The following is a 26971-nucleotide window of genomic DNA, read 5'->3' on the forward strand; positions in this document are numbered from 1 at the left end:
GATTAAGCGCTCTCACGCGAAAGAAATGCCTCAAGCGCCTGAATTTCCGGCACGATTTCTTCGGCCATACCATCTGCGAAAGTCATGAAATCGGCGCGCGTTTCGGGCGGAACGGACAGAAGGACCGGAAAATCGGAGGCCATTGCCTGCGCGATCAGGTCGCGACACCCGCGCCCTGCGGCCTCCTGTTTGCCGAATTTGTTGAGGATCACGATGGCACCCGGCTGCGCCATCTCAAGCGCATGACCGACCTGCGCGACGACCTCTTCGAGCGCGCCTGCATCGAGCGAACAGGCCCCCGCGCCCTGCCCCAGATCCTGCGAGATCGTGCGGGTTTCGCCCTCGGGCAAAAGGCGCAGATGCATTTCGCACTCGAAGCGCTGCGGCACCTCGGCGCGCACCATGCCGATCACGTCGCGCCCCTGCGACAGCAGCCTGTCGGCGAGCTGGGCAAGGAGCTTGTCGGCCGCGCCGCGCTCTTGGCATGTGATGAACCCGATCATTGCGCCTGTTTGGCGAGGCTTTCGCGGGCGGTCAAGGGGCGACACCCGGACAGGCAGCGCGAGATCACGCCGCCAGTGCCTTGCCGAAGCGCGGCAGACGCGCGCGTTTCATCAGCGCCCGGATCGGCTGCGGCTCGCCCGACAGGCGCTCGGCTTCGGAACGGACGGCCTCGGTGATGGTGCGCATCTGCTCGGGATGCTCGGACAGAAGCCGCCAGAGGAAGCCGTCCGGATCGCGCCGCTCCAGCCCCTCGCCCGCCAAGGTCCCACGCGGAAAATCCTGCGCGTTGAATGTGAGGATCGCATCGGCACTGCCCGCAATCGCCACCGCCAGAACATGGAGGTCATTCTCGTCGGGCAGCACCAGCCGCGCCTCGATCCCCGGCTGAGCGGAAATCTCGGCCTTCGGGAACCCCGCGCGCAAGAGCGCGATCTCGCCGCGCGCGATGGCCTCATCGGCAGGCGCGCGGCGGGCGGCGGCGCGCGCCCATTCCTCGAGGATGCGCGCCGACCAGAGCGGACGGTAGAGCCCCGCCTTCGCCGCCCCGATCAAGATCTCGCGCAGCACCGTCGGATAGAGCACGCAGGCATCGAGCACGACCCGCATCAGTCGAGCCGGAAGAACAGGGATTTCAGATAGCCCGATTCCGCTAGCTGCGGCAGCATCGGGTGATCGGGCCCGGCATAGCCGGTATGGATCAGCTGCGCCGACCGCCCTGCCTTGCCGATGCCGCGCGTGCAGGCTGCGCGGAATTGCGACAGATCGGCGGCATGCGAGCAGGAGCACAGCACCAGATAGCCGCCCGGCTCGACCAGCGGCGCGGCCATCCGAGCGATCCGCTCATAGGCGCGCAGCCCCGCCTGCAGTGCGGGCTTGGCGGGCGCGAAGGCGGGCGGATCGCAGATCACCAGATCGAAACGCTCCCCTTCCCGGCTCAAAGCGTCGAGCGTGTCGAAGGCATCGCCCTGCCGCGTGGCGAACCGGTCCGCCATGCCCATCGCGGCCGCACCCTTGGTCGCAAGATCCAGCGCCGGAGCCGAGGCATCGACCGACAGCGCCGAGGTCGCACCACCTGCCAGCGCGGCCAGCGCGAAGCCGCCCACATGGGAGAAGACGTCGAGGACTCGCGCGCCCTCCGCCAGCCGTGCGGCGAAAGCATGGTTCGGGCGCTGATCGTAGAACAGCCCCGTCTTCTGCCCGCCCAGCAGATCGGCGAGATAGATCGCGCCATTCATCGGCACCTCGACCGGCGCCTCGATCCCGCCGCGCAAGGTGAGCATTTCCTCGTCCAGCCCTTCGAGTGCGCGCGCGCGCCCTGCCGCGTTCTTGATGATCGTCGTGACGCCCGTCACCTCGGCCAGCGCGGCCTCGAGATCGGCGATCATCACCTCCGACCATGCCGCATTCGGCTGGATCACCGCCGCATCGCCGAAGCGGTCGATGATGACGCCGGGCAGCCCGTCCGCCTCGGCATGGACCAGACGATAGAACGGCGCATCGAAAAGCCGCGCCCGCATCTCCAGCGCGCGGGACAGCTTCGCGGCGATCCAGTCGCGGTCGATCACCGCCTCCGCGTCGCGGCTCATCACCCGGCCGATGATCTTCGAGTTCGGGTTGACCGTCACCGTCGCGAGCGGACGGCGCTCGCCATCCTCCAGCGTCGCGATCGTGCCGGGCGCGATCGCCTTGGTGCGCCGGTCGGTCACCAGCTCATCGGCATAGACCCAAGGAAAGCCGTGGCGGATCGCGCGGGCCTCGGCCTTCGGGCGCAGCCGAACGGTCGGGCGGGTGGCGGTGTCTTCGGACTGGCTCATCGGATGCTCCTTGCGCGCGCTGTCTCAAGCGCCGCCTTCCTAGCGCCAAGCGACCCGGCGCGAAAGCCCTCGCGCTTGCCGCATCCCCGCTCTGCCCCAGATAATCCGCAAAGGGAACGGGTTGCGACGTTAGCGCTAACATGATAGCGAAGAAGCGACCGCGATCCGCGCCCGCTGCGCGAGCGGCCCGCAAGGGCTGCATGTTCCGCATGAGATGCATAGCAAGGAAAGGCCCCGCCGATGACCCTCGATGCCACAATCGCCCGTGTGACCGACCGAATCCGCGCCCGCTCCGAAGGCCCGCGCGGCGACTATCTTGCCCGGATGCAGGCGGCTGCCGATGCAGGCCCCGCCCGCGCGCATCTCAGCTGCGGCAATCAGGCCCACGCCTATGCGGCCATGGGCGAGGACAAAGACACGCTCGCCGGTGATCGCGCCCCCAATGTGGGCATCGTCACCGCCTATAACGACATGCTCTCGGCGCACCAGCCTTTCGAGACCTTCCCGCAGACGATCAAGACGGCGCTGCGCGAAGTCGGCGCCACCGCACAGGTCGCGGGCGGCGTTCCTGCGATGTGCGACGGGGTTACGCAGGGCCAGCCGGGGATGGACCTGTCGCTCTTCTCGCGTGACGTGATCGCGATGGCGGCGGCGGTCTCGCTGAGCCACAACACCTTCGACGCGGCGCTCTACATGGGCGTCTGCGACAAGATCGTGCCCGGCCTGATCATGGCGGCGGCGACCTTCGGGCATATCCCGGCGATCTTCATCCCCGCCGGGCCGATGACCACCGGGCTGCCCAATGACGAGAAAGCCAAGGTGCGCCAGCAATTCGCCGCGGGCGAAGTTGGCCGCGATGCGCTCATGGCCGCCGAGATGGCCTCCTATCACGGCCCGGGCACCTGCACCTTCTACGGCACCGCGAACACCAACCAGATGCTGATGGAGTTCATGGGGCTGCACCTTCCGGGCGCGTCCTTCGTGAACCCGAACACGCCGCTGCGCGAGGCACTGACGGTGGCAGGCGCGAAACGCGCCGCCGAGATCACCGCGCTTGGCAACGACTACCGCCCGGCCTCGGAAGTGCTCGACGAGAAAGCCTTCGTGAACGGCATGGTCGGCCTGATGGCGACGGGTGGCTCGACCAACCATGTCCTGCACCTGCCCGCGATGGCACGCGCCGCCGGGATCGTGCTCGATCTGGAAGATTTCGACGAGATTTCCTCGGTCGTGCCGCTGATGGCGAAGGTCTATCCGAACGGCCTCGCCGACGTGAACCACTTCCATGCGGCGGGCGGGCTGCAATTCATGATCCGTCATCTGCTGGAGGCGGGCCTGCTGCACGAGGACGCCAAGACTGTCGCGGGCGACGGCCTCACCCGCTACACGCAGGAGCCGAAGATCACCGAGGGCGGTCTGATCTGGGAAGAGTCCGACCCCGAGAGCCAGAACGAGAAAATCCTACGCAAGCCCGCCGATCCGTTCCAGAAAACCGGCGGCCTCAAGCAGCTCGAAGGCAATCTCGGGCGTGGCGTGATCAAGGTCTCCGCCGTCAAGCCCGAGCGCCATGTGATCGAAGCGCCGGTCCGCGTCTTCAAGGAGCAGCACGAGGTGAAGGACGCCTTCAAGAACGGTGAGTTCACCTCCGACACGATCGTGGTCGTGCGCTTCCAGGGGCCGAAGGCGAACGGGATGCCGGAGCTGCACTCGCTGACCCCGACCCTCGCCGTGCTGCAGGATCGCGGGCTGAAAGTGGCGCTGGTCACCGATGGCCGGATGTCGGGCGCCTCGGGCAAGGTCCCGGCGGCGATCCATGTCTCGCCGGAGGCCGCCGATGGCGGACCGCTTGCGAAGCTGCAGGACGGCGATATGGTGCGGCTCGACGCGACGACGGGCGAGCTGACCTGCCTGACCGAAGGTTTCGAGAGCCGCACGCCGGTCGTGCCCGACCTCAGCGGCAACCAGTTCGGCCTCGGCCGCGAGCTGTTCGGCGCCTTCCGCACCCATGTCGGCCCGTCCACCAAAGGCGCCTCCGTGGTGCTGTGAGTTTTCTTGCCTCCGGCGGGGATATTTGTACCAAGGCGAAGACAGGGTTCTGCTTTCGGCTTGGCGATAAATATCCCCCGCGGAGCGTCCTGCCCTCTCCGCCCAAGCGGGCGGCCCAGACTGGAGTGATCCGATGACCCCGAGTGAACAATCCGCATCCGCCCGCAAGATCTGCGAACTGGCCCCGATCGTGCCGGTGATCGTGGTGAAGGATGTGGCCCATGCCGCCCCTCTTGCCAAGGCGCTCGTCGCGGGCGGCCTGCCTGCGCTGGAAGTGACCCTGCGCACGCCCTGCGCGCTCGACGCGATCCGTGCGATGGCCGATGTCGAAGGCGGCGTGGTCGGCGCGGGCACGCTGCTGACCCCGGCCGATGTGAAAGCCGCGAAAGCCGCGGGCGCGAAATTCGGCGTCTCGCCCGGCGCGACCGAAACGCTGGTGAAAGCCTGCGAAGACGAAGGCCTGCCGCTTCTGCCCGGTGCCGCCACCGCGTCGGAAGTGATGAAGCTTCTGGAGATGGGTTACGACGTGCTGAAGTTCTTCCCGGCGGAAGCCTCGGGCGGCGCGCCTGCGCTGAAGGCGATCGGCGCCCCGATCCCACAGGTCAGCTTCTGCCCGACAGGCGGCGTCAGCATGAAAAACGCCAATGATTACCTGAGCCTGCCGAACGTTCTTTGCGCGGGCGGCTCCTGGGTCGCGCCCGATGCGATGGTGCAATCGGGCGACTGGGCCGGGATCGAAGCGCTTGCGCGCGAGGCGGCGGCGCTGCCGCGCTAACCACCCTGCTAGGGACGACGTGCCCGCCAGCCGCCCCGCCGCATCGGCGGGCCGCTCTCGCGGGTCAGACCTTCCTCGAGCACCCGGGTCATCGGGTGCTCGGGCGGCGCTTGATAGGCCGCGAGCACGGTGCGCATCGCTTCGTTCGCATCCATCCCGGGGTCAAGGCTCAGCGCCCAATCCATGAAGATCGAGCGGCACTCTTCCGTGGTGATTCCGTCGATCTTGAAGCTCTCGCGGATCAGTCCTTTCGGGTCCGCCTCGCTCAATTCCATCAGTTTGCGCGCCATTCAGCCCTCCAGAGCCCTGTCCACGATGGCGGCCGTCTCGGTCGTGACCTCGTTCAGACGCGCCGCCAGAGCATCGAGATCATCCAGCCCCGTCTCGCGCAACAGGAAAGCGCGGCCGCCCTCCCCGATCGCCGCCATATCCAGGCGTTTTTCGCTCAGCAAGCGCCCGCCTGCCTGTAGCCGCCAGAGGAAGCGATAGGCGGTGGCGAGCTGCTCGCCCTCCTCGCGCGTCACGAATCCGCCACGCGGCCCCGCGCGCAGCTGTGCCTCGACCTTGCGCGCCGGGACGCCCGCGCGGAGCGCGAAGCTTTGCGCCAGAAGCTCGATATCCTGCAGCCGTCCGGGGCCGACCTTCGCCTCCCAATCGCCATCGGGAGCCTTGGCCGCGAAGATCCGGGCGCGCATCTGCGCCAGCTCGTGGAGCACCGCGTCTCCGCCGCCTTTCGCCTCCAGAACCTTCAGGCGGATCGCCTCGACCCAGTCGGCCAGATCGGCGGATCCCGCGACGGGCCGCGCGCGGGTCAGCGCCAGATGCTCCCAGGTCCAGGCCTCCTCCATCTGATAGCTTTCGAAGCTTTGCACTGAGGTCGCGACGGGCCCTTGTCGCCCCGAAGGCCGCAACCGCATATCAACCTCGTAAAGCATCCCCTCCGGCATCGGCGCGCTGAGCGCGGTGATCAGGGCCTGCGTGAGCTTCGCGTAGTAAGCCCTTGAGGCGATGGGCTTCTTCCCTTCCGAAAACTCCTGCCCGTCCGCGTCGTAGATCACGATCAGATCGAGATCGGATTGCGCGTTCAGGCGTTGCGCGCCAAGGCTGCCCATCCCCAGAACCACCGCGCCCTTGCCGGGGCACGGCCCGTAGCGACGCGCGAATTCGCCCTGCACGACCGGCCAGAGCGCGCCGAGAACCGCGCCCGCCACATCGGCATATTGGCCCGCGGCCTCTGACGCATCAACGAGGCCGCGCAGATGATGCACGCCGACGCGGAACTTCCATTCCTTGGCCCAGCGCCGCGCCGCGATCAAAGCCGCCTCGTAATCGCCCGCCCGCTCCAGCAGCCGCGCAAGATCGGCCTCAAGGGTTGGCTTGCCCGGCCAAGGTGCGAAGAACGAGCCGCCCAGAACCGCGTCCAGCACCCCGGCATTGCGCGAGAGATAACTCGCCAGCCCCGGCGCCGTGGCGCAGATATCGACGATCAGATCGACGAGCTGGGGATTGGCCTCGAAGAGAGAGAACAACTGCACCCCGGCGGGCAGCCCCTTGAGGAAGCCGTCGAATTGGGTCAGCGCCTCCTCCATATTTGCCGCCCGGCGCATCCGGTCGAGCAGTTCCGGCTCCAGCCGCTTGAAGATCGCGCGCCCGCGTTCGGATCGCAGCGCCGGATAGCCCGTCCAGCCCTCGACGATCTCGCGCGCGGCTTCGCTCAGCTCGGGACGCTCGGCGGCGGCATCGGGGGCGAAGAACTCATTCGTCAGCCCTTCCACACGCTCCAGCCGGTCGCGCAGCCGGTCGCGCCAGCGCGCCACATCCCCCTCGCCCATCATCGCGGCGATACGCGCGAGCCCCTCTTCGTTGCCGGGCAGGATCTGGGTCTGGGCGTCGCCCACCATCTGCAGACGGTGCTCGATCTCGCGATGCTCGCGGTAATGATCGATCAACTCTTCCGCCGCATCCTCGGGCACCCAAGTCTTCGCCGCGAGCGCGCGCAGCCCGCCCACGGTGGTCCGGTCGCGCAGGCTCTCGTCGCGCCCGCCTGCGATCAGTTGCCGGGTCTGGGTGAAGAACTCGATCTCGCGGATACCGCCCTGGCCGAGCTTGATATTGTGGCCCGCCACCTCGATCGGGCCGTGCAGCCCCTTATGCTCGCGGATGCGCAGGCGCATGTCGTGGGCGTCCTGAATGGCCGCGAAATCGAGGTGCTTGCGCCAGACGAAGGGCCGCAGCCGTTCGAGGAACTGCTCGCCCGCCGCGATGTCACCCGCGCAGGGACGCGCCTTGATATAGGCCGCGCGCTCCCATGTGCGGCCCTCGGCCTCGTAATAGAGCTCCGCCGCCCCCATTGAGATACAGACCGGCGTGACGGCGGCATCGGGGCGCAGACGCAGATCGGTGCGAAAGACATAGCCCTCGGCGGTGCGGTCGTTGAGCATCGCCGCCATCTTGCGCGTCGCCCGGATCAGCGCGCTGCGCGCCTCCATCGCATCGTCAGGCTCGTAGCGGCTTTCATCGAAGAGGCAGATCAGGTCGATATCGGAGGAGTAGTTCAGCTCCCCCGCCCCCATCTTGCCCATCGCGAGCGCGACCATCCCGGCGGCATTCTCTATATCATCGTTGGTCGCCCCGGGGATTTTGCCGCGGCGGATTTCCTCGGCCACCAGCCGCTTCATCGCAAGATCGACCGCAATATCGGCAAGCCGCGTCAAGGCGCCGGTCACTTCTTCGAGACACCAGACACCGCCCAGATCGGCAAGCCCGGCCAGCAGCGCGACGCGACGCTTCGCCCGACGCAGCTCTGACGGCAGATCGCCAAGACTGATGGGTGTGATCCGCGCGAACTCTTCGGCCAGCGCCGCTTCGGGATTGCCCGAAATCGCAGGACGCAGCCACTCGGCCTCTTTCTCCATCAGGCCTTTGAGATAAGGGCTGCACCCTGCCGTCCCCCCGAGCAATTCGCGCAACTCCGGCGCGAGATCGGAGAACAACTCTTCGGCTTCGGCGGCGCGGTCGCGCTCGAAAGGCAGGGGCGAACGGGTGAGACGCGAGGCAAACGGCATGGCGCCATGCTTACGCCGCCGAGCGAGCCGGTCAATGGGGATTGCTGTCGCGCAACATCTGGCCATAACTACACCCGCCCGGCGCACCCGCGCCCGATCTCAAATCCTCTGGAGCCTCGCCATGAGCAAATCCCTCAAACGCGTCCGTGCCGCCCTCGAAGCCGCAAGCGTGCCCTTCGAGATCACCGAACCGGGCGAGGCCCGCACCGCCGAGATGGCCGCACAGGCGGTAGGCTGCGAGGTCGACCAGATCGCCAAATCCATCATCTTTCGCGGCGAAGACAGCGGCCATGTCGTGCTGTTCATCACCGCAGGCGGCAACCGGGTGAGCGCCGAGAAGGCAAACGCCGTCGCGGGCCAGCCTTTGGGCAAGGCCGATGCGGCGCTGATCCGGGCGGAGACGGGCTTCGCGATCGGCGGCGTCGCGCCCCTTGGCCATGTCGGCCCGGTGACGGCTTTCCTCGACCCCCGACTGTTCGAATTCGACACCGTTTGGGCTGCAGCAGGCACGCCACGGCATGTTTTCGCCATCGCCCCGGCCGATCTGGAGCGGATCAGCGGCGCGAAACAAGCCGATTTCACCGAATAAAACCAAGCGAATCCGGTGATTTGCGAGAAAAATGTAAAAATCATTTACATACCCCCTTGCAAGAACCGCCCCGACTTCCGATCTTGGGTATGTGAAAGGAATTCACATGCTCAACCCGGAGGTTCAAATGTCCGCCTATTCCACCAACTCCATGCCCGTCGCGGTTGGTAACTGGTTTACCCGCGCCGTTAACTGGATGGATGGGAACGGCCCCGGCGCCTGGATCGCGCTGATGGTGGCCGGTTTCATTTTCGCAGGCCCCCTCGGCCTCGTCATTCTCGCTTTCATCCTGTTCACCGGCCGCTTCGGGCGTCGCTGGCGCACGGGACAGGCGGTTCAAAAACGCAGCTTCGGTTGCTCCGGCGTCGGTGGCGTCCATGTCTCGCGTTCGACCGGCAACGCGGCGTTCGACGCCTACAAGGCCGACACGCTCGACCGACTGCAGCGCGAACAGCAGGAATTCGAAGAGTTCCTCGGCCGTCTGCGCGAAGCCCGCGACAAGGCAGAGTTCGACCAGTACATGGAAGAGCGCGCCAAGGAAGCGGCTCAGTCAGAGGACACCTCCGAGGACGCGAAAGCCTAACCATATAGACAGTTCGCAATGCGATTTCGGCGCCCCGGTTGACGTAACCGGGGCGCTTTCTATGTCATCAACATGAAACACTTGGCGGGTGCGCGCTCCTTTGCTAGCCTGCCGCGACCCCTCCCCGACGAGGCTACTAATGCGCCATTCGCTTCCGCTTGCACCGCAGTTCTACGTAACCGCGCCGCAGCCCTGCCCCTATCTGGACGGCAGGTCGGAGCGGAAATTGTTCACCGCATTGCAGGGGGAGTCGGCCGAGAAGCTGAACAATGCGCTGTCGCGGCAAGGCTTCCGCCGCTCGCAGAATGTGCTCTATCGGCCCTCTTGTGCAGATTGCACCGCCTGCCTTTCGGCGCGCATCCGGGTCGCCGATTTCAAACTGTCGAAATCGCAGCGCCGGGTGCTGAAGAAAAACGGCGACCTAAAGCGTACCGCGACCTCGCCCTGGGCGACGGAAGAGCAATTCGCACTGTTCCGCCGCTATCTCGATGCGCGCCACGCCGATGGCGGCATGGCTGACATGGACATCTTCGAATTCGCCGCGATGATCGAGGAGACGCCCGTGAAGTCGCGCGTGATCGAATATCGCGAGACCGCCGCCACGCCAGACAGCATGCGCGCCCTGATCGCGACCTGCCTGACCGATGTGCTCGATGACGGGCTGTCGATGGTTTATTCCTTCTACGAGCCCGAGCGGATCCGCGACTCCCTCGGCACCTACCTGATCCTCGACCATGTCGAGATCGCGCAACGCGTGGGCCTACCCTACGTCTATCTGGGCTATTGGGTACCCGGCTCGCCGAAGATGAACTACAAGGCGAACTTCTCCGCGCTCGAGATCTACAAGGGCGGGCAGTGGACCGATCTCGGCGATCCGGCCACGCACGAGACCGAGACTCATCCGCTTTCCGTGCCGCCCATCGCGGAACAGGTCGCCCGGATTCAACTCCCCGATACACGCAATAGTTGAGCAACACCCAGCTACGGACGTCGCTCTCGCAGGCAATTGCCCAACCGTTCGGCAGACGCCGGTTGTCAACTCATTTTTTTAAAACTTTTCCGTGACTTCCGTCGATTACGCGCGCGTGAACTCTGGACACTCCCGGCCCGTGGTGAAACGGTCCCGACAGACCCGCCGCGGAGGACACGAGGCGGGCGGCGAGGACCGGCCTCGCACAACGGAGCAATAATGGGAGGATCCTAAATGGACCGTCGTTCCTTTCTGACGAAAGCCGCGCTGGGCAGCGCGGCCGCGAGCACGCTGGCAGCCCCCGCGATCGCGCAGAGCAACCCGCAAATCACCTGGCGTCTCGCCTCGTCCTTCCCGAAGTCGCTCGACACGATCTATGGCGGCGCGGAAGTGATGTCGAAGATGGTCGAGGAAGCCTCGGACGGTAACTTCAAGATTCAGGTCTTCGCGGCTGGCGAGATCGTTCCCGGCCTTCAGGTCGCCGATGCGGTGATGAACGGCACGGTCGAAGCCTGCCACACCGTCGGCTACTACTTCTGGGGCAAGGATCCGACCTGGGCGCTCGGCGCGGCCGTGCCCTTCTCGCTCAACGCACGCGGCATGAACGCATGGCACTACCACGGCGGCGGCATCGAGCTCTATAACGAGTTCCTCGGCAAGCAGGGCCTCTACGGTCTGCCGGGCGGCAACACCGGCGCACAGATGGGCGGCTGGTTCCGCAAGGAGATCTCGACGGTCGAAGACCTCAAGGGCCTCAAGATGCGTGTCGGCGGTTTCGCGGGCAAGGTGATGGAAAAGCTCGGCCTCGTGCCGCAGCAGATCGCCGGCGGCGACATCTACCCGGCGCTGGAAAAAGGCACGATCGACGCGACCGAATGGGTCGGCCCCTATGACGACGAGAAACTCGGCTTCTACAAAGTCGCGCCCTACTACTACTACCCCGGCTGGTGGGAAGGTGGCCCGACGGTCCACTTCATGTTCTCGAAAGAGAAGATGGAAAGCCTGCCGAAACAGTATCAGCAGCTCCTGCACACCGCCTCGCAGGCGGCCGATGCGGACATGCTGCAGAAATACGACATGAAGAACCCGAAGGCGCTCAAGACGCTGGTCGCCAACGGCACCCAACTGCGCGCCTTCTCCCCCGAGATCATGCAGGCCTGCTTCAAGGCAGCCAACGAGGTCTATTCGGAGATGGAGGCGAACAACGCCGAATTCGCGAAGATCTGGGGTTCGATCAAGGACTTCCGCAAGGACTGGTTCACCTGGGAACAGCTGGCCGAGTTCAACTACGACTACTTCATGATGAGCGAAGCCAACAAAGGCGAGCTGTAAGCCGCCCAAACTGGTCAAGCCAGCGAACCGAAGCCCCGGCGCAACCTGCGCCGGGGCTTTTTCTATGCCCTGACGACCGAAGATTCCCAACGGATATTCTGCGCCTGCATTGCCACACTGCAGCAAGCTTTCGAAACTGTGACCATATGCGACATAAAATTACTTGCAGGTCGGCTTACACGCGGAACCGGTCAAGTATTGTGACCGCAATGCCCGCACCGGAGGGAACGCAATAAATGGAGCGGTGTGGTCAGAAAAATTGACAGACATCCACGACTTGGGAGGATACCATATGGATCGTCGTTCTTTCCTGCGCAAAGGTGCGCTTGGCGGGGCAGCCGCAGCTGCTGGTAGCGCACTCGCCGCACCGGCTATCGCGCAAGAAACCCCTACCGTGACGTGGCGCTTGACCTCGTCCTTCCCGAAATCGCTCGACACGATCTACGGCGCCGCCGAGACGATGGCGAACTACGTCAAGGGCATGACCGACGGGAAATTCAACATTCAGGTCTTCGCGGCGGGCGAAATCGTCCCCGGCCTGCAAGCAATGGACTCGGTGTCGAACGGCACCGTCGAGGCCTGCCACACCGCCTCCTACTACTACTGGGGTAAAGATCCGACCTTCGCCTTCGCGACCGCAGTGCCGTTCGGCCTGAACATGCGCATGCAGAACGCCTGGTTCTACTATGGCGGCGGCAACGACCTGATGAACGAGTTCTACGCGAACTACAACATCACGGCCTTCCCCTGCGGCAATACCGGCGCCCAGATGGGCGGCTGGTTCCGTAAGGAAATCAACACCGTCGAAGACATGAAGGGCGTGAAAATGCGCATCGGTGGCTTCGGCGGCAAGGTCGTCGAGAAGCTCGGTGTGGTGCCGCAGCAGATCGCGGGTGGTGACATCTACCCGTCGCTCGAGAAAGGCACGATCGACGCCACCGAATGGGTCGGCCCGTACGATGACGAGAAGCTCGGCTTCTACAAGGTCGCGCCCTATTACTACTATCCCGGCTGGTGGGAAGGCGGCGCCTGTCTGCACGCCATGTTCAACAAGAACGCCTATGACCAACTGCCCGAGGCCTACAAGATCGCGCTGACGGCGGCGACGCAGGCGGCGAACTCGGACATGATGGCGTCCTATGACTACAAGAACCCGAGCGCGCTGAAGAAGCTGCTGGGCCAAGGCGCGCAGCTGCGTCCGTTCAGCCAGGAAATCCTGGAAGCCTGCTTCAACGCGGCGAACGAAGTCTATGCCGAGATCAACAGCTCGAACGCTGCGTTCAAGAAGATCTACGACAGCCAGTTCGCATTCCGCAACGACGCCTATGGCTGGTGGCAGCTGTCGGAGTTCAACTTCGACTACTTCATGATGCGCCAGCAGGCTGCGGGCAACCTCAAGCTCTGAGCAGCGTCTCGTATGAATTGAGAAGGCCCCGGGGTTCGCGCCCCGGGGCCTTTTCTATTGGTCTGGTTACAAATCTTACTTCGTCGTGGCGGCGCCAACCGTGGCACCCGCCACGGCGCCAACCGGACCTGCAACCACGAGGCCGCCGACACCGCCGGTGGCTGCACGTTCGGTCGCGTTGTCACCACATGCCGCGAGCGAAACCAGCAGGCCGCCCGCCATCAAGATCGTCGCAATTCGCATCTTCTCGTCCTTTCGATAGCAGCCACAATGCGCGGCTTCCTCAAGGACAAGACGCCGAAACGCCCGCCGCGGTTCCCAAGTACCGCGATTAGCTGGCCGTCAATTCTTGCGCGTCACGACGCCCAGTCCGGCTCCGACGACCGCTCCCACAGGTCCCGCCACCACGAGACCGGCCACGCCGCCCGTCGCCGCGCGCTGTTCCTTGGTCTCGCCGCAGCCCGCCAGCGCAAGCAACGAAACCCCGACAATAACGAAAAGAGGATACCGCATCCCTCGCCCTCCACTCTCTCTCTATAAAAAAGGGGCGGCCCCTGAAGGCCGCCCCGATCTTTCATTTTCCGGTCGATCAGTTGCTGCCCGGTGTGGGAAGCGGAGGCAGCCCGCCCGGAGCCGCGCTTCCCGAGCCCGACCCGCCAGAGGTCGAGCCCCCCAGAGGCGCCAGCGACGGCAGGCCACCGAGGCCGCCCCCGCCCATGCCCGGCATCTGCGGCAGCTTGATCTCGACATCCTTCAGATCCACCTGCGGCCCCTTGTAGTGCATCACCATGGCCGGGAAGGCGATCACGATGGCAATCATCGCAACCTGAATGAACACGAAGGGAATGGCGCCCCAGTAGATCTGCGAGGTCTTCACCGGCTCCATCTTCTTGCCGGTGACCTTGTCGATATAGGGCACCTTGGCCGCGACCGAGCGCAGGTAGAACAGCGCGAAGCCGAATGGCGGGTGCATGAACGAGGTCTGCATGTTCACCCCCAGGATCACCCCGAACCAGATCAGGTCGATCCCCAGTGCCTGCGCGGCAGGCGCCAGAAGCGGCACGATGATGAAGGCCAGTTCGAAGAAATCGAGGAAGAAGGCGAGGAAGAACACCAGGAACGACACCACGATCAGGAAGCCCAACTGGCCACCCGGAAGCGAGGTCAGCAGATGCTCGACCCAGACTTGCCCGTTCACCCCGTAGAAGGTGAGCGAGAAGACCCGCGCGCCCAGCAGGATGAACAGCACGAAAGCCGACAGGCGCGTCGTCGCCGCCAGCGCGTCACGCACGACGGGGAAGGTCAGACGCTTCTTCACCGCCGACAGCACCAGCGCGCCGACCGCGCCCATTGCGCCGCCTTCGGTGGGCGTCGCGACGCCGAGGAAGATCGTGCCCAGCACGAGGAAGATCAGCGCCAGCGGCGGGATCAGCACGATCACCACCTGCTGCGCCAGACGGCTCATCAGGTTGGTTTTGAGCGCCTTGTCCAGCAACGCCACGATATAGATCGCGATCACGGCCACACCGGCTGCGAGGATCTCGGAGTTGTTGACGCTCGACCCGCTCGCCTCGAAATACTTCTCGGCGAACATGAAGATCGCGACCGCACCGGCCAGCGCCACCAGGAGCGACATCACGCCAGAGCCCAGCGTGCGCGCCTCTTTCGGCAGAGCCGGCATCGACTTCGGCTTGATGATCGACATCACGAGCACATAGCCGAGGTAGATGCCGGTCAGCACCATACCGGGGATCAGCGCGCCCTTGTACATGTCGCCCACCGAAACGCCCAGCTGGTCAGCCAGAACGATCAGCACGAGCGAGGGCGGGATGATCTGCGCCAGTGTCCCTGACGCCGCAATGACACCTGTGGCCACCTTCCGATCATAGCCGTAGCGCAACATGATCGGCAGCGAGATCAGGCCCATCGCGATCACTGAGGCCGCAACGACGCCTGTGGTCGCTGCCAGAAGCGCGCCCACGATGATCACCGCATAGGCGAGACCGCCGCGCACCGGGCCGAACAGCTGACCGATCGTGTCGAGGAGATCCTCGGCCATGCCCGATTTCTCGAGCACGATGCCCATGAATGTGAAGAATGGAATGGCAAGTAAGGTCTCGTTCGACAAGACCCCGTAGAACCGTTGCGGCATCGCATTCAACAACGGCCAGTCAAGATTGATCGTCCCGCCGGAGTAACCCGACAGTTCAACGCCGATGACGAAGAACAAAAGACCGTTGGCCGCAAGCGCGAAGGCCGCAGGATAGCCGATCAGCAGGAAGACGATCAGCGAGATGAACATGATCGGGGCCATGTTCTGAGCGATAAGCTCGAGCATTACAGACCCTCCTCTTCGGCGATGGGATCATGGCCGTGATGGCCCGCGCTGTCGGCATGGGGATCGTCGATCAACCCACGCATCACGCCGATCTTCTTGATGATCTCGGACACGCCTTGGAAGAACAGCTGCCAGAAGCCGATCAGCAGCAGGAGCTTGGCCGGCCACAGGATCAGACCGCCCGAATTCGTCGACATCTCGCCCGAATGGATGGAGATCATCACGAAGGGCGTCAGCTTGAACAGCATCAGCACGACGAATGGCATCAGGAAGAAGATATGCCCGAGCAGATCGATCCAGTGCTGCACTTTCCGCGAGAACGCGCCATAGACGATGTCGATGCGGATATGCTCGTTTTGCTTGAGCGTGTAAGCGGCAGCGCCCAGAAACGCCGCGCCGAAAAGATACCATTGCAGTTCCAGCCAAGCGTTCGACGACATGTCGAAGGCTTTGCGCACAATGGCGTTGGTCGCACTCACGAGGACCGACACCAGAATAAGCCACGACACTGCCTTGCCGATGGTCTCGTTTATCCGGTCGATCGCGCGTGAAAGGGCCAGCAAAGCGCCCATCTCACTTCCTCCCTAATTTTGTCCCGAAAGCCTGCGCGAGGCTTTGCCCGTGATTGGCCGAGTGGGCAACAAAGGTCAAGCAATTAAGGCTTCATCTGGTCTGTTCACTTGACCAGATCGGGCAGAAAACGCGGTCTCCGGGGCCGTTCTAGGGGCTGACCAAGCGTCAATATGATCAACTTCCCGCGACTTCCCTTGCGGCAGTCGCCTCGATCGCCTCTTCCGGTTTCTCAAAGTTGCGACTCGCAGGTCGCGGCGCGCAATAATCGGGAAGGAAATTCCGCCGCCCGCGACATTTTATTCAGCGTTTGTGCATTGACGCCCCCAACGCCCGATCCTAATGTCCGCGCAAAGCAGTCCGAAAGGGATCCGCAATGGATGCGATTCTTCTTGTCGTCGTAGGAGCCAAGCGCATGGGCCGGTAACGGTACAACCATGAAGGTTCCCATGCGCCCCCGCCTCAAAGCCGGGGGCTTTTTCTTGGACAGGTGGATGCTTGACAGGTAGCGGTGGGCGGCGTGGCCCTCGCGCAAGGATGGAGTGAGCATATGGCACGGCAGATGACCGGCGCGAAGATGGTGGTTCAGGCGCTGAAGGATCACGGGGTCGAGGTAATTTTCGGCTATCCGGGCGGCGCGGTCCTTCCGATCTATGACGAGATTTTCCAGCAAAACGACATCCGTCACATCCTCGTCCGCCACGAGCAGGCCGCGATCCACATGGCCGAAGGCTATGCGCGCTCGACCGGCAAGCCGGGCGTGGCGCTGGTGACCTCGGGCCCGGGCGCGACCAATGCGGTGACCGGGCTGACCGACGCGCTGATGGACTCGATCCCGCTGATCGTGCTGTCGGGTCAGGTGCCGACCTTCCTCGTGGGCACCGACGGTTTCCAGGAGGCCGACACCGTGGGCATCACGCGGCCCTGCACCAAGCATAACTGGCTGGTGAAGGATCCCGCGAAACTCTCCGAGACGATCCATCAGGCCTTCCACGTGGCGACCTCGGGCCGCCCCGGCCCGGTGCTGATCGACATGCCCAAGGACGTGCAATTCGCGGTGGCCACCTATACCGAGCCGAAAGCCGCGAAGGTCGACCATTACCAGCCGCAGGTGAAGGGCGATCTCGACGCGATCACCAAGCTGGTCGAACTGATCGAGACCGCCGAGAAGCCGGTCTTCTATACCGGCGGCGGCGTGATCAACTCGGGCCCCGCCGCGAGCCAGCTGATGCGCGAACTGGTGGACGCGACCGGCTTCCCGATCACCTCGACCCTGATGGGTCTGGGCGCCTACCCTGCCTCGGGCAAGAATTGGCTCGGCATGCTCGGGATGCACGGCCTCTATGAAGCCAACCTCGCGATGCATGGCTGCGACCTGATGATCAACCTCGGCGCGCGCTTCGACGACCGGATCACCGGCCGCGTGGCGGATTTCTCGCCGAAATCGACCAAGGTGCATGTCGATATCGACGCCTCCTCGATCAACAAGATCATCGCCGTCGACCTGCCGATCCTCGGCGATATCGGCCATGTGCTCGAAGACGTGCTCAAGGTCTGGAAGTCGCGCGGGCGCAAGGTGAACAAGACCGCGATCGAGAAGTGGTGGAAGAAGATCGACGAGTGGAAGAAGGTGAACTGCCTCGCCTACACCAACTCCGAAAAGACGATCAAACCGCAATATGCGCTGCAGCGTCTCGAAGAGCTGACCAAGGGCATGGATCGCTACATCACGACCGAGGTGGGCCAGCACCAGATGTGGGCCGCGCAGTTCCTCGGGTTTGAGGATCCGAACCGCTGGATGACCTCCGGGGGTCTGGGCACGATGGGCTATGGCTTCCCGGCCTCGATCGGCGTGCAGATCGCCCATCCCGAGAGCCTCGTGATCAACGTGGCGGGCGAAGCGAGCTGGCTGATGAACATGCAGGAAATGGGCACCGCGACCCAGTTCCGCGTGCCGGTCAAGCAGTTCATCCTCAATAACGAGCGTCTGGGCATGGTCCGCCAGTGGCAGGAGCTGCTGCATGGCGAGCGCTACTCGCATAGCTGGTCGGAAAGCCTGCCCGATTTCGTGAAGCTCGCCGAGAGCTTCGGCTGGAAGGGGATGCAGGTCTCCGACCCCGCCGATCTCGACGATGCGATCATGGAGATGATCAAGCATGACGGCCCGGTGCTGTTCGACTGCCTCGTGGAGAAGCACGAGAACTGCTTCCCGATGATCCCGTCCGGCAAGCCGCATAACGAGATGCTGCTGGCGGCCGATGCCGATGTCTTCAAGGAAGGCGCGGCGCTGGTGTGAGCGACGCCGGGGGCGCTGCCCCCGGACCCCCGGGATATTTGGACCAAGCCGAAGATCGGGTCCGAACTAGGAAAAGGAGAGAGGCAATGGCCGCTCTGAAGATCAAGAAAGGCTCCTCGAGCCATTCCGCTTACGACCTGCGCGACAGCCACGACCAGATCGAGCGCAGCCATACGCTCGCCGTGATCGTGGATAACGAGGCCGGGGTTCTGGCCCGTGTGATCGGGCTGTTCTCGGGCCGCGGCTACAACATCGACAGCCTGACCGTGGCCGAGGTGGACCATAAGGGCCATCGCAGCCGGATCACCGTCGTCACTCGCGGCACCGAGAACGTGATCGACCAGATCAAGGCGCAGCTGGGCCGGATCGTGCCGGTCCATGAAGTGAAGGACCTCACCGTCGAGGGCTATCCGGTCGAGCGCGAACTGGCGCTGATCAAGGTCGCGGGCACCGGCGACAAGCGCATCGAGGCGCTGCGTCTGGCCGAGATCTTCCGCGCCAATGTCGTCGACTCGACGCTGGAGAGCTTTGTCTTCGAGATCACCGGCACGCCCGAAAAGATCGACGCATTCGCCGATCTGATGCGCCCGCTGGGTCTGGCCGAGGTGGCCCGCACCGGGGTCGCAGCCCTCTCGCGCGGGGCCTGAGCCAGAGCGACATGGCCGAGCCGCATCCCGCCACCGGTCCTGCTCTGGGTGTCGTCATCGTCACCTTTCGGTCCTCGGACGTGATCGCGGCCTGCCTCGCCTCGCTGCGCGCCGCAACGGGCGTGGCGCTGCATGTGGTGGTGGTCGACAATGCCTCGCCCGACGACACGGTCGAGGTGATCCGCGCAGCCGTCCCCGATCTGATGGGAGCTGCGGAGGCGAGTCAGGACGGCATCGCGCTGATCGAGGCGGGGAGCAATGGCGGGTTTGCTGCGGGCGTCAATCTGGGGCTCGCGCGGCTGGCGGCCAATCCCGCGCTCGACCGGTTCTGGCTACTCAACCCCGATTGCGTGGTGCCGCCCGAGACGCCTGCCCTTCTCGCCTCGCATGATACTGGACCGCGAGGTGCCGCGATGATCGCGCATCGGGTGGTCTATGGCGATGATCCGGGCACGATCCAGATCGACGGCGGGGTGATCGACCGGCGCACCGGAATCACCCATAACCTCAATCAGTTCGCTCCCGCCGACAGCCCTGCCCCGGACCCGTCCCAGATCGATTTCGTCACCGGCGCGAGCCTTGTCGCCACCCGCGCCCATCTCGAGCGTGCAGGGCCGATGACAGAAGACTATTTCCTCTATTACGAGGAGGTCGACTGGGCGCTGCGCCGGGGCGATCTGCCGATCTCCTATTGCGAAGGCGCGGTCGTCCATCACGTCGCGGGCACGGCGATCGGCTCGCAGCGGATGGGCTCGGTCGCCTCGCCGTTCTCGCAGTACTTCAAGCATCGCGCGCGGGCGATGTTCCTGCGCCGCCATTTCCCCGCCGGGTTGATCGGCGGTGCGGCGTGGTCGCTGGCGAAAGCCGCGCAGCTGCGGGCCCAGGGGCATGGGGCGGAAGCCGCAGCCCTGTTGCGGGGCTTCTTCGGGATGGCCCCGCCCGCGCCAGTTCTGGCGATGCTCAGCCCGGATGCACGGGCGAAGATCGGGCGTTAATCGCGCCGGCGATGCGTCGGCGCAAACCGCGTGTAGCTGGTGCCGCGCGCCTCAGGCCGTGCCGCATCCTCGGGTTCATCGCCCCCCTCCTTCACCGCCTCGGTCAGCATCCACATGCCCGCGCCGAACAGAAAGAAAGTGAAGGCGTAGATCGACTCCCAGACATAGACGGTGCAGAGCGTGAAGGTCATGCCCGCGAAGGTGAACACCCAGGAGCGGCGGAAATTCTGCATCCGCGTATCGCCGCTGAAATCGCGGAACATCACCTTGAACAGCCCCCAGACGTAGCCACTCGTGACCAGCAGGAAGCCCGGGATGCCATAGCGCACCGCCATCACCAGCCAGAAATTATCCATCGAGCCGGAATACATATACCACGGCCGCACCCAGTCATTCAGCCCGATGCCGAAGATCGGGTTGGCCCAGACATTCTTCAGCCCCCAGTCGAAGATGATCGTGCGCCAATAGGCGGTATGGGCCGAGAAGGTCGCGTAGCTAAGAAACACCATGATCGGCGAGCGGTTCGACAGCAGGTCGACCGTAACATAGGCGAAGGCACACAGCCCCGTCAGCAGCCACCAGCGCCATTCGATCCGCACGAACGTGATGTACCAGCCGATCAGCCCCAGCTGCAGCAGCAGCGAGAGAAGCGCCCCCGAGGAGAGCGCAAGAAAGCCGTTGAGCAGGATCAGTCCGCTCGCCACCACCCGCCAGCCCAGCGACTTGATCCCGTCGAAGGCCACGAAGGCGAAGGCGAAAACGACCGAGCAATAGAGCCCGAAATGGATCGGATGCGCGAAGGGGCCCTGCACCCGCTCCAGCCCCAGGCGCGGCTCCTGAAAGTTGTAGGTGATCGTGCCCATCCCCGGCAGCTTGTCGATCAGCGTCGGGATCAGGGTCGTGCCGGTCTTCGTCTCGTAAAGCGAGAACGGCGTGAGGATCAGCACCGACCAGATCAGCACCTTGCCCAGCGCCGCGAAATCCTCGCGCGAGCGGATATAGGCGCGCCCGATCAGGTAGCCGCCCAGAACCTCCAGCCCGACAGAGCCCGCTTGCTGGATCACCCGGTCTGGGTTGTTCACCGCCAGCGCGACCGACAGCCACAGCGCATGGAACAGGAACAGCCAATCGACAGGCAGTATCCGCCCCGCCCGCCCGCTGAAGACCCGTGCGAAGGCGGGCAGGATGAAGGCCATCAGCACGAGACGGCTTCCGGTGATCGCAAGCGGGCCGAGGTTGAACTTGAAGGGCAGCAGGATCGACAGCACGAACAGCAAGACCGGCCACGGCAATTTCGCGGTCGCGAGCGCGGCGGTCTCTGCGATACGGGTTCGCCCGCCCGCGCGGCTAGTCGGGCGCGCACGTTGCGGAGTGGCACGGCCAATCGCCCCGGCGCGCATCAGCGCATCGCCCCGCTCACCGCCGGGCGGCTCGCAGTCAGGTCCAGCGCCTCAAGCTCGCCATGGAAGCTGCCCTTGCCGAAGGGATTGCCCAGCGCGAGGCCCCAATATTCCATCGGCTTGAGCCGCCCAGACACGGTGCCCTTGCCGATCACCTCATCGCCCGCGAGCACCTCGAACAGGCTATCGTCGGACGCGTAACGGAAGGTGATGTCGTGCCACTTGCCGTCATAGATCGGGACGCGCTTGGTACGCAGGAACAGCCGCTGCCCGCTCTCGGGCCAGAACTCGACCTGGAACGTGCCGCGCCCCGTCACCCGCACGATCAGCGACTGATGCAGGCGCAACAGCTCTCCGGCGGATTTGTAATCGCCCACCGCGCGCAGCTTCATATGCAGCGCGAAGCGGTCCGCCCCGTAGAGCGGCGCGACCATCTCGCGCGGGATCACCACGGCTCCGCCACCGAGCCCGAATTCCAGCGCGCCGGGGCTGAGCGGGATCGAGTCGAGCGCCTCCGGCTGCGCCCCGGCATGCGAGATCAGACGGCCCAGCTCGGGGTCATAGCTGAGGATACGGTCGTCGCGGACCATGACATAGCCGCTGCTCTGCGCGCTCCGCCCGTCGGGCAGCGTCAGCGACAGCGTCACCTTGTGCCGCCCCGGCATGCGGAAGCCCACCGGCACCTGCGCGCCGTCGAGACTGGTCTGCCCGTCGATCTGCCAGCGATAGGCAACCTCGGCAGGATCCACCCCCTCGGGCAGCACACTCTCGCGCGCGTCGAATTGCAGCGTGGTGCCGCCGCCCTCGCTGCGCGCGAACCGCATGACCGGCTGGAACGCGTCCGGACCGCCGAGGATATCGAGCATCGGCGCACCGATCCCGCTCCCGGCCAAGGCCCCACCCGGAAGATAGGCGTAATTCATGATCTCACGCGGCGCACCGGTGCGTGCGGCGACGAAGAGCTGGTCGTAATAGCTCGCCCGCTGCGGCGTGATGTCCTGAATCAGTAGGTTGTCGCGGAGCTTCCAGTCGGGCTGCCCCGCCGGGCCTGCGATCTCGCTCACCGCATTGCGGGCGATCTCGACGGCGCGGGCGTCGCGCGCCACGCGGATCTGCGGGATCCAGAGAACCGGATCGCGTTTCTCGCCCTCGGAATAGACGTCATGGATGAGCGTGTTGTTGGCGACCTTCACGCCCTCCGCCTCACCCACCGTGATCCCGTGCAGATGAGCGTTGATGATGACGTTCCCACTGATCTCGACATTGCGGTAGAACATCTCCGCGCCCGCCTTGCCGCGATCGACCAGCTCGTTGCGCATCAGGATCGACTGGGTGAAGCCGCCCTCGCCGGAATTGAGCAGGTTGTTCGTGATCGCGATGTCGCGGCTGGGCCGTTCGGTCCCGGCGGTCCAGAACTGGATCATGTCGGCATGATCGCCCGAGGCGACGGCACGGCGAAAATCGTGAATGTGGTTGTTTGCGATCTCTGCGCGTTCGATCTGGGCGAAGTTCAGCCCGTCCATCCGCATGTCATGGATGTCGTTGGCGATCACCGCCAGATCGGTGCAGTCAGTGAAGATCGCGCCACGGTAGAAGCGACGAAACTCGGAGCGTTCGACCGTGATCCCGGTCGAGGCGCGTACGGCGAGGCCAAAGGCCGTGGGCAGCGGGCCCTGCTCGATCAGATCGGGATCGGCGGGGGCGAGGTCCCCATCGAACAGCGCATTGCGGATCGTCAGATCGCGGGTGGTGAAGACCTGAAACGGGCGGAAGTTGGACCGGTCGCCCTCGGTGTAACGGTAATCGAAGGTCACGGCCTCGATCACGACATGACTGACTTCCCGCAGGTTCATCTGCGCGATCACCGCCCGGTTGTCCGGATCGGCAGAGCGGAAGGTGATCGGCGCGTCCTCGCGCCCCGTCAGCCCCCGCAGATCGAGCGCGTCATAGTCGCCCGGCGCGATCAGAACCGTGTCGCCCGGCGCCAGCTTCGCCCCGATCCGCGCCAGCCCGGCCGTATCCGAGACCTGCCAGTCGCGCGCTATCGCGGGCCACGCCCCGAGCACCAGAAAACCGACGGCCAAAAGCCCACGCCGTCCGACGCGGGCTGCATGCCTCGTGGTGAATGCGATCTGCTCCATCGCTGCCTGCCTGTTCCGGGCCGCTTTTTGCGGCTCTGATATCTTGACGTCACGCTAGCGTGAGGAAGATCGACGCAGCAAGCGCTTTAACCCAGATTAAACCTTGCACATCGCCATTGTGGCCTTCGCGCCGCTAAAGCCGCCCGAAAATCGCCTGCCGCAGCATCCAGCCCATCCGTGCGAGCCGCAGTCTCGCGAGCGTCGCCACGGCACGCCACCGCTCGGTCGCGTTGCGCAGATCGGGGTGGCGCAGCACCTTGGGCAGATGGGCGAGGATCGAGACAGGCATCAAGAGTGCCTTCGCCCCCCAGCGCAACCGCGCGGACAAGCTCGACCCGTTCACGCCGAAGCCTTCTTCGGTCAGCCGCCGCCATTTGCGCGACAGCGCCGCCCAGTTTTGCCGCGACGGATGGCCTACGCGCAGCCCGTCGGCATAGATCAGCGAATAGCCCTTCGCGGTCGCCCGACGGCACCAGTCGAGATCCTCCGACAGCCCCGCGATGAAGGGGCCGGTGGCCTCGTAGACATCGCGCCGGGTCAGCAGGTTGCCGGTGCCGGAGAACCCTTTTTCCTCAATATAGCGGCGGAAATCGAATGCGAAGACGGTCTCGAAGGCCTCCGCGCCGGAACGCGGGGGCGGAGTCTCGTCGAACACGAAGACATGCCCGCCAACCAGATCGCCCTGCCCGGCCACGGCGAACGCGGTCGCGATCCAATCGGGATCGGCCACGCAGTCGCTGTCGATGAAGAACAGCCGCGCCCCCGTCGTCTCCGCCACGCCGCGGTTGCGGGCCTCTGCCGCGCCCTTCTTGGTCTCGGTCACGATCCGCAGGTCGGGATAGGCGGCGCGGACGGGGCCCAGATCATCGGTCGAGCCATTGTCGACCACCAGTAGCTCGCAACGCGTATCCAGCTGCGGCGCAAGCGTCTCGAGGCAGCGCAAGAGCCGCGTGACGTCGTTGTAATGCGGAATGATGATCGCGGCCTCGGCCATCACAGCGCCTCCATCAACTCGAGCAGCGCCGCGTCATAAGCCCCAAGCCGGTCGATCCCGCGCACCAGCGCCGCCTTCGCCTCTGCCGCAAGCCTGCCGCGATTGGTGAAGCCCTGCTCCAGCGCCGCCATCACCGCATCCGCATCCGCCGAGGTCGCATCGACCGTGTGGTCATATCCCAGCGCGCCGAACAGCCCCGCAAACTTGCGGCTATAGGCGAGCGGCACCACAGCGACACCGGAGGAGAACGCCGCGATACAGGCATGCATCCGCGCCCCGGTGAAGAAATCGAGCCCCGCGATATAGCTCTTCGCCTCGGACGGGCTTGCGAAGGCAGGTGCGCAGATCACGCCGTGCTCGGCCGCCAGCACCTCGCAGGCGCGCAGGTCATCCTCGATCACCATCGGGCCTTCGGGCACGATCACATGCGGGACCAGATGGACCTCGGCCCCCTGCCCCTTGAACCAGTTGATCGCGCGCGCGATCAGCGCGGGATAGTCCAGCGCCATCCCGAAATCGTTGCCCCCGTGATAGCCCCCCGCCATCAACAGCCCCGAGACGTTGATACCGACGCGCACCGGCCCAGCGTCGCGCGGCGCGGGCGGATCAAAAGGCAGCCGCAGCGCCAGATCGGAGGCCAGAACCGGCGCGCCGCGATAGCCCAGATCGTCCAGCGCCGCGCGCGAGCGTTCGTCGCGCACCGCCACCAAAGCAGAACGGTTGAGGCTCATCCGCGCCAGCCGCTTCGACCAGCCCTTGGTGAAGGGTCCCACGGTCTGCGGCGCAACCACCAGAGGCGTGCCCGCGAGATGGGTGGCGAACTTCATCCAGAACATCTTCACCAGCCGCGAGGTGCCGTAGATGTCCGCGAAACTGTCGCCGCCGCCGATGTCGATCACCAGATCGGCTGCCTTAACTTCGACCCACAACCCTTTGGGGGATTTCAGAAACGCGCCATCCACCTCGATCAGCTGCAAGTCGTCGCCTGCCACATAAGGCGCGCGCCGGTCCTTCCAGTCGAGCACGGTGATCGCAATCTCGCGCCCCGCTTTGGCGGCAAGATCGCGCAGCAGGGCGATCTCCGACACGGTCAGCGCGCCGACGCCAAGATTGTCCGAGCGCGTCGAGTGGAAGATCAGGCAGACGCGCAGCGTGCGGCTCATTTTCGGCCCCGCAACACACGGCGCATCGTGCCCGCGAAATTGCGCAGGTTCCGCGTGACCGGGTTCTGCAATGCGCAGGCGCGCAGATTCATCCCCTCGTAGCGCGGGATCGGGCGGGCCATCAGTTTGAGCGCCGCGAGACGCGCGAACAGGGCGCGGCGACGTTCGCGCTGACCGGGCTGGATCGCGGCCAGTTCCGCCACATCGAACGGCGTGGTTTCCACGGCTCCTGCCGTTTCGGCTTCGGCCAATATCTCGGCCCCCAAGCGCGTGCGCGCCACGATCAGGCTACGCCCCGGCGCCTCCTCGAACAACGGATAGCCCGCCTCGTCGGCCTCCCACGCATCCGCGCAAACCAGATCGGCGGCGACGCCGGTGCCATCGGCGCAAATCTTGCAGCGGTGCTGGATGTGGCGCGAGAGCACCCCGCCCCAGGCCGCGTGATAGCTCGTCTCGCGGGTGGAGCCATCACGCAGCGCGGCGACCGTCTTGCCCGGCCAGCCATTGCCGCGATAGCGAAAGCCCGCCAGCTGATCCTCGGGTGCGCCCATTTCCGCCAGCAATTCCCGCGCGCCCTCCGCACTGGGAACGCCCGCGCAGAAGAAGGACAGGATCACCGGGAAACTCCGTGCGAGTTTCGGATCGCGCGCGACCAGCGCCCGCAAAGCCACCGCATCGCAAGGCTTTCCGATCACCGCGAAGCGCCGCCCGTCCGCGATCAGCAACGACAGATCGGCCAGCGGGGCCGAAGGCGCATAGCGTGAGCCCGCCGCCCCCAGAACCTCGTCGCGCGTGGTGCTCAGCCGCATCCGGTTGCCGATCGGGTTGTCGGGGTCGGGCTCGATCTGCGCTATGGCATCGACGCGACCCGATTGCAGCAGATGCAGCGCCAGCGCCGAGAGCGCCCCGCCCGAGGCCCCCGCATGGCGCAGGTCCGCGTCGGTGGCGTGACCGCTCTTCATCTCCATGAACCGCCCCCAGAGCGGCTCCTCTCCGGGCGCGACGCGCTGCGCGCTCTGGCCCAAGCCCGGGCAGCAGGCGGCAATCGCGGTCTCCGCTCGCGCGCTGATCTCGGCGCTTTGCACCGGGCGCAGGAAGCCGCGCGCATCGGGCGCCATCGCGATCTCCTGCGGCGCGACCCCGGCACACAGCCCGCAGCCCGCGCAGAGATCGCCCGCCGCGACGTGGGCGAGCGCCTCGCTCGAAGGCGTCGAAATGGGGCTGTGATGGGTCATGCTCGGCCGATCTGGTTTTTCAAGGAGTTGAACAGCAAAGCCGTGAATCTGGCAAGGCTTGGCTGGGTCGGTCGGCGCGCGTGACGTGGCCGTCAAGCCACAGCCGCCA

At 65.2% G+C, this 26971-nt stretch carries 25 protein-coding genes; 10 read left to right on the forward strand and 15 right to left on the reverse strand.

The features are described 5' to 3' along the window. Window positions 1-2: 2 nt before the first annotated feature. The 3 genes from BMI87_RS04985 to BMI87_RS04995 form a co-directional block, all read right to left on the reverse strand. On the reverse strand, window positions 3-503 hold the full coding sequence (locus BMI87_RS04985; RefSeq protein WP_078520092.1) for a DUF2478 domain-containing protein: 501 nt from the start codon (window positions 501-503) through the stop codon (window positions 3-5). 64 nt (window positions 504-567) lie between these two features. Further along, window positions 568-1110: an RSP_2648 family PIN domain-containing protein gene (locus tag BMI87_RS04990; RefSeq protein WP_078520093.1), complete on the reverse strand. Its 543-nt coding sequence runs from the start codon at window positions 1108-1110 to the stop codon at window positions 568-570. Then, a complete protein-coding gene (locus tag BMI87_RS04995) occupies window positions 1110-2318 on the reverse strand; it encodes an RSP_2647 family RNA methyltransferase (protein ID WP_078520094.1) in 1209 nt (402 codons plus the stop codon). Before BMI87_RS04995 ends, BMI87_RS04990 begins: the two co-directional genes overlap by 1 nt. A gap of 240 nt (window positions 2319-2558) precedes the next feature. Between BMI87_RS04995 and edd the strand changes: the two genes are divergently transcribed. Together edd and eda are read left to right on the forward strand one after the other, a co-directional pair. Next, window positions 2559-4364: a phosphogluconate dehydratase gene (edd, locus tag BMI87_RS05000; protein WP_078520095.1), complete on the forward strand. Its 1806-nt coding sequence runs from the start codon at window positions 2559-2561 to the stop codon at window positions 4362-4364. A 133-nt stretch (window positions 4365-4497) separates the two neighbouring features. Next, complete coding sequence (gene eda, locus BMI87_RS05005) at window positions 4498-5139, forward strand: bifunctional 4-hydroxy-2-oxoglutarate aldolase/2-dehydro-3-deoxy-phosphogluconate aldolase (RefSeq protein WP_075775624.1); 642 nt, start codon at window positions 4498-4500, stop codon at window positions 5137-5139. A gap of 8 nt (window positions 5140-5147) precedes the next feature. Here the strand turns inward: eda and BMI87_RS05010 are convergent, their stop codons facing one another. Then, on the reverse strand, window positions 5148-5414 hold the full coding sequence (locus BMI87_RS05010) for a hypothetical protein (protein WP_078520556.1): 267 nt from the start codon (window positions 5412-5414) through the stop codon (window positions 5148-5150). A 15-nt stretch (window positions 5415-5429) separates the two neighbouring features. Next, complete coding sequence (locus tag BMI87_RS05015) at window positions 5430-8204, reverse strand: glutamine-synthetase adenylyltransferase (protein ID WP_078520096.1); 2775 nt, start codon at window positions 8202-8204, stop codon at window positions 5430-5432. Window positions 8205-8325: 121 nt separating this feature from the next. On the opposite strand from BMI87_RS05015, the gene BMI87_RS05020 reads away from it, so the two are divergent. The 5 genes from BMI87_RS05020 to BMI87_RS05040 all read left to right on the forward strand — a co-directional run bounded on the left by BMI87_RS05020 (window position 8326) and on the right by BMI87_RS05040 (window position 13083). Further along, window positions 8326-8793 carry a YbaK/EbsC family protein gene (locus tag BMI87_RS05020; RefSeq protein ID WP_078520097.1) on the forward strand — a complete coding sequence of 156 codons (468 nt, stop codon included), beginning with the start codon at window positions 8326-8328 and terminating at the stop codon, window positions 8791-8793. Between the two features lie 127 nt (window positions 8794-8920). Continuing rightward, window positions 8921-9376, forward strand: coding sequence for a DUF2852 domain-containing protein (locus BMI87_RS05025; protein WP_078520098.1), 456 nt, complete (start codon window positions 8921-8923; stop codon window positions 9374-9376). 139 nt (window positions 9377-9515) lie between these two features. Continuing rightward, window positions 9516-10346, forward strand: coding sequence for an arginyltransferase (locus tag BMI87_RS05030; RefSeq protein WP_078520099.1), 831 nt, complete (start codon window positions 9516-9518; stop codon window positions 10344-10346). A gap of 234 nt (window positions 10347-10580) precedes the next feature. Continuing rightward, on the forward strand, window positions 10581-11678 hold the full coding sequence (locus BMI87_RS05035; RefSeq protein WP_078520100.1) for a TRAP transporter substrate-binding protein: 1098 nt from the start codon (window positions 10581-10583) through the stop codon (window positions 11676-11678). A 292-nt stretch (window positions 11679-11970) separates the two neighbouring features. Next, window positions 11971-13083, forward strand: a complete 1113-nt coding sequence (locus tag BMI87_RS05040; protein WP_078520101.1) for a TRAP transporter substrate-binding protein — start codon at window positions 11971-11973, stop codon at window positions 13081-13083. A gap of 75 nt (window positions 13084-13158) precedes the next feature. On the opposite strand, the gene BMI87_RS22480 is transcribed toward BMI87_RS05040, so the two are convergent. From BMI87_RS22480 to BMI87_RS21990, 5 genes are all read right to left on the reverse strand, one after another. Next, window positions 13159-13326, reverse strand: a complete 168-nt coding sequence (locus tag BMI87_RS22480; protein WP_158522199.1) for a hypothetical protein — start codon at window positions 13324-13326, stop codon at window positions 13159-13161. Window positions 13327-13425: 99 nt separating this feature from the next. Further along, a complete protein-coding gene (locus BMI87_RS22485) occupies window positions 13426-13596 on the reverse strand; it encodes a hypothetical protein (RefSeq protein WP_098411498.1) in 171 nt (56 codons plus the stop codon). Between the two features lie 76 nt (window positions 13597-13672). Beyond that, window positions 13673-15421, reverse strand: coding sequence for a TRAP transporter large permease subunit (locus BMI87_RS05045; RefSeq protein ID WP_078520102.1), 1749 nt, complete (start codon window positions 15419-15421; stop codon window positions 13673-13675). After that, complete coding sequence (locus BMI87_RS05050; protein ID WP_078520103.1) at window positions 15421-15993, reverse strand: TRAP transporter small permease subunit; 573 nt, start codon at window positions 15991-15993, stop codon at window positions 15421-15423. The genes BMI87_RS05045 and BMI87_RS05050 overlap by 1 nt, the downstream gene beginning before the upstream one ends. Before the next feature lie 230 nt (window positions 15994-16223). Beyond that, entirely contained in the window at window positions 16224-16442 is a 219-nt protein-coding gene (locus BMI87_RS21990) for a hypothetical protein (RefSeq protein ID WP_134330847.1), read from the reverse strand. A 99-nt stretch (window positions 16443-16541) separates the two neighbouring features. Here BMI87_RS21990 and BMI87_RS05055 point away from each other — a divergent pair, with 99 nt between their 5' ends. The 3 genes from BMI87_RS05055 to BMI87_RS05065 all read left to right on the forward strand — a co-directional run bounded on the left by BMI87_RS05055 (window position 16542) and on the right by BMI87_RS05065 (window position 19929). Next, a complete protein-coding gene (locus tag BMI87_RS05055) occupies window positions 16542-18287 on the forward strand; it encodes an acetolactate synthase 3 large subunit (protein ID WP_078520104.1) in 1746 nt (581 codons plus the stop codon). An 86-nt stretch (window positions 18288-18373) separates the two neighbouring features. Next, a complete protein-coding gene (ilvN, locus tag BMI87_RS05060; protein ID WP_075775634.1) occupies window positions 18374-18934 on the forward strand; it encodes an acetolactate synthase small subunit in 561 nt (186 codons plus the stop codon). An 11-nt stretch (window positions 18935-18945) separates the two neighbouring features. After that, complete coding sequence (locus BMI87_RS05065; protein ID WP_078520105.1) at window positions 18946-19929, forward strand: glycosyltransferase family 2 protein; 984 nt, start codon at window positions 18946-18948, stop codon at window positions 19927-19929. On the opposite strand, the gene BMI87_RS05070 is transcribed toward BMI87_RS05065, so the two are convergent. From BMI87_RS05070 to BMI87_RS05090, 5 genes are all read right to left on the reverse strand, one after another. Beyond that, window positions 19926-21329: an O-antigen ligase family protein gene (locus BMI87_RS05070; RefSeq protein WP_078520106.1), complete on the reverse strand. Its 1404-nt coding sequence runs from the start codon at window positions 21327-21329 to the stop codon at window positions 19926-19928. The two genes, BMI87_RS05065 and BMI87_RS05070, sit on opposite strands and share 4 nt — an antisense overlap. Next, complete coding sequence (locus BMI87_RS05075) at window positions 21329-23470, reverse strand: right-handed parallel beta-helix repeat-containing protein (protein WP_078520107.1); 2142 nt, start codon at window positions 23468-23470, stop codon at window positions 21329-21331. The genes BMI87_RS05070 and BMI87_RS05075 overlap by 1 nt, the downstream gene beginning before the upstream one ends. A 133-nt stretch (window positions 23471-23603) precedes the next feature. Beyond that, window positions 23604-24464, reverse strand: coding sequence for a glycosyltransferase family 2 protein (locus tag BMI87_RS05080; protein ID WP_078520108.1), 861 nt, complete (start codon window positions 24462-24464; stop codon window positions 23604-23606). After that, a complete protein-coding gene (locus BMI87_RS05085; RefSeq protein WP_078520109.1) occupies window positions 24464-25627 on the reverse strand; it encodes a polysaccharide pyruvyl transferase family protein in 1164 nt (387 codons plus the stop codon). Before BMI87_RS05085 ends, BMI87_RS05080 begins: the two co-directional genes overlap by 1 nt. Next, complete coding sequence (locus BMI87_RS05090; RefSeq protein ID WP_078520110.1) at window positions 25624-26862, reverse strand: Coenzyme F420 hydrogenase/dehydrogenase, beta subunit C-terminal domain; 1239 nt, start codon at window positions 26860-26862, stop codon at window positions 25624-25626. Before BMI87_RS05090 ends, BMI87_RS05085 begins: the two co-directional genes overlap by 4 nt. Window positions 26863-26971 lie beyond the last annotated feature (109 nt).

The organism is Thioclava sp. F28-4, assembly GCF_002020045.1.
Lineage (GTDB): Bacteria > Pseudomonadota > Alphaproteobacteria > Rhodobacterales > Rhodobacteraceae > Thioclava > Thioclava sediminum.

What these genes read in the sequence shown, in the direction of transcription:
- BMI87_RS04985 (WP_078520092.1), bottom strand. Translation starts at nt 503, where the DNA reads ATGATCGGGTTCATCACATGCCAAGAGCGCGGCGCGGCCGACAAGCTC.
- BMI87_RS04990 (WP_078520093.1), bottom strand. Translation starts at nt 1,110, where the DNA reads ATGCGGGTCGTGCTCGATGCCTGCGTGCTCTATCCGACGGTGCTGCGC.
- BMI87_RS04995 (WP_078520094.1), bottom strand. Translation starts at nt 2,318, where the DNA reads ATGAGCCAGTCCGAAGACACCGCCACCCGCCCGACCGTTCGGCTGCGC.
- edd (WP_078520095.1), top strand. Translation starts at nt 2,559, where the DNA reads ATGACCCTCGATGCCACAATCGCCCGTGTGACCGACCGAATCCGCGCC.
- eda (WP_075775624.1), top strand. Translation starts at nt 4,498, where the DNA reads ATGACCCCGAGTGAACAATCCGCATCCGCCCGCAAGATCTGCGAACTG.
- BMI87_RS05010 (WP_078520556.1), bottom strand. Translation starts at nt 5,414, where the DNA reads ATGGAATTGAGCGAGGCGGACCCGAAAGGACTGATCCGCGAGAGCTTC.
- BMI87_RS05015 (WP_078520096.1), bottom strand. Translation starts at nt 8,204, where the DNA reads ATGCCGTTTGCCTCGCGTCTCACCCGTTCGCCCCTGCCTTTCGAGCGC.
- BMI87_RS05020 (WP_078520097.1), top strand. Translation starts at nt 8,326, where the DNA reads ATGAGCAAATCCCTCAAACGCGTCCGTGCCGCCCTCGAAGCCGCAAGC.
- BMI87_RS05025 (WP_078520098.1), top strand. Translation starts at nt 8,921, where the DNA reads ATGTCCGCCTATTCCACCAACTCCATGCCCGTCGCGGTTGGTAACTGG.
- BMI87_RS05030 (WP_078520099.1), top strand. Translation starts at nt 9,516, where the DNA reads ATGCGCCATTCGCTTCCGCTTGCACCGCAGTTCTACGTAACCGCGCCG.
- BMI87_RS05035 (WP_078520100.1), top strand. Translation starts at nt 10,581, where the DNA reads ATGGACCGTCGTTCCTTTCTGACGAAAGCCGCGCTGGGCAGCGCGGCC.
- BMI87_RS05040 (WP_078520101.1), top strand. Translation starts at nt 11,971, where the DNA reads ATGGATCGTCGTTCTTTCCTGCGCAAAGGTGCGCTTGGCGGGGCAGCC.
- BMI87_RS22480 (WP_158522199.1), bottom strand. Translation starts at nt 13,326, where the DNA reads ATGCGAATTGCGACGATCTTGATGGCGGGCGGCCTGCTGGTTTCGCTC.
- BMI87_RS22485 (WP_098411498.1), bottom strand. Translation starts at nt 13,596, where the DNA reads ATGCGGTATCCTCTTTTCGTTATTGTCGGGGTTTCGTTGCTTGCGCTG.
- BMI87_RS05045 (WP_078520102.1), bottom strand. Translation starts at nt 15,421, where the DNA reads ATGCTCGAGCTTATCGCTCAGAACATGGCCCCGATCATGTTCATCTCG.
- BMI87_RS05050 (WP_078520103.1), bottom strand. Translation starts at nt 15,993, where the DNA reads ATGGGCGCTTTGCTGGCCCTTTCACGCGCGATCGACCGGATAAACGAG.
- BMI87_RS21990 (WP_134330847.1), bottom strand. Translation starts at nt 16,442, where the DNA reads ATGGGAACCTTCATGGTTGTACCGTTACCGGCCCATGCGCTTGGCTCC.
- BMI87_RS05055 (WP_078520104.1), top strand. Translation starts at nt 16,542, where the DNA reads ATGGCACGGCAGATGACCGGCGCGAAGATGGTGGTTCAGGCGCTGAAG.
- ilvN (WP_075775634.1), top strand. Translation starts at nt 18,374, where the DNA reads ATGGCCGCTCTGAAGATCAAGAAAGGCTCCTCGAGCCATTCCGCTTAC.
- BMI87_RS05065 (WP_078520105.1), top strand. Translation starts at nt 18,946, where the DNA reads ATGGCCGAGCCGCATCCCGCCACCGGTCCTGCTCTGGGTGTCGTCATC.
- BMI87_RS05070 (WP_078520106.1), bottom strand. Translation starts at nt 21,329, where the DNA reads ATGCGCGCCGGGGCGATTGGCCGTGCCACTCCGCAACGTGCGCGCCCG.
- BMI87_RS05075 (WP_078520107.1), bottom strand. Translation starts at nt 23,470, where the DNA reads ATGGAGCAGATCGCATTCACCACGAGGCATGCAGCCCGCGTCGGACGG.
- BMI87_RS05080 (WP_078520108.1), bottom strand. Translation starts at nt 24,464, where the DNA reads ATGGCCGAGGCCGCGATCATCATTCCGCATTACAACGACGTCACGCGG.
- BMI87_RS05085 (WP_078520109.1), bottom strand. Translation starts at nt 25,627, where the DNA reads ATGAGCCGCACGCTGCGCGTCTGCCTGATCTTCCACTCGACGCGCTCG.
- BMI87_RS05090 (WP_078520110.1), bottom strand. Translation starts at nt 26,862, where the DNA reads ATGACCCATCACAGCCCCATTTCGACGCCTTCGAGCGAGGCGCTCGCC.